The 1109-nt window shown below is 68.0% G+C and carries 1 protein-coding gene; it reads right to left on the bottom strand.

Annotated features, from left to right (window positions below; all coding sequences use genetic code 11):
• Window positions 1–988, bottom strand: a 988-nt coding sequence (locus tag CLV37_RS26910; protein ID WP_106215804.1) for an IS481 family transposase, incomplete at its 3' end; no start/stop codon positions are given.
• Between the last annotated feature and the right edge of the window lie 121 nt (window positions 989–1109).

Raw genomic sequence — 1109 nt, 5'->3', positions numbered from 1 at the left:
TGTACTGACCACTGAGGTTGGTGACGCGCGAGGCGGGCGTTAGCCCGCCGAGGGCGGTGTGGTGGCGGTGATGGTTGTAGAGGTGCAGCCAGGTTGGCAAGGCCCGCCGACGGGCGGCTTCCGAGGAGTAGGGCCGGGCGTAGGCCCACTCGGTAGCCAACGTGCGATGGAACCGCTCGACCTTGCCGTTGGTCTGGGGCCGGTAAGGCCGGGTCCGCTTGTGAACGGTGCCGGTCACGGCCAACGCGGCAGCGAAGTCGCGGGACCGGTAGTTGGAGCCGTTGTCGCTGAGGCAACGGGCGATGGCGATGCCGCAGCCGGCGAACCACGCGTGGGCTCGAGCCCAGAACGAGGCTGTCGTGGAGCCCTTCTCATCAGCGAGGATCTCGGTGAAAGCCAGGCGGGAGTGGTCGTCCAAGACGGTGTGCAGGTAGCCGTAGCCAAGATTGCCAGGCCTTGCTGCCTTGGCTGCATCACTGCCGCGACCGTGGAAGCGCCAGCCACCACCGTCGGGGATGACGCCGAGCTTCTTGACGTCGATGTGCACCAGATCGCCTGCAGCAGCGTGCTCGTAGCGTCGGACCTCGCGGCGGATGCGTTGACGGTCGGCCAGGTCAACGTCGCACAACCGTGGCAGTCCCTCGCGGGCGATGACGGCGGCGACGGTGGAGATGGGCAGCCCAAGCTTGGGGCCGATGCGGGCCGGTCCCCAGCCTCGGGTGGTGCGTAGGTGCACCACCTTCTTCACGACTGCCCGCCGGGTTCGAGTCGGGCTGCGGTGCGGACGTGAGGAGCGATCGACCAGCCCGCCCTCCTCCCGTTCTCCGGTCATCCGGACCTGCAGCAGGCGGTCGGCCCAGCGGGCGGCGGTGGTCCAGGAGACTTGGAAGCGTTCAGCGGCGCGACGGATGGGCCAGCAGTCATCGACGATGAGCCGGGCCAGCTTCAGTCTCCCGGCGGGAGTCAAAGCGGCGTTACGGTGGGGCACGAGGACCTCCGGGTGGCTCGCGTGTGGTCGCCTTCAGCAGCTCCACACTGCCCTCGGAGGTCCTCTCTTGCCTCAACGACCTGCGGTTACCGGCGTGTCACCAACGTCCATGGTCAGTACA

The sequence above is a fragment of the Kineococcus rhizosphaerae genome, from assembly GCF_003002055.1.
GTDB classification, from domain to species: Bacteria; Actinomycetota; Actinomycetes; order Actinomycetales; family Kineococcaceae; genus Kineococcus; species Kineococcus rhizosphaerae.
Note: the sequence above shows the minus strand (reverse complement) of the source record. Positions and strands in the feature narration are given on the sequence as shown.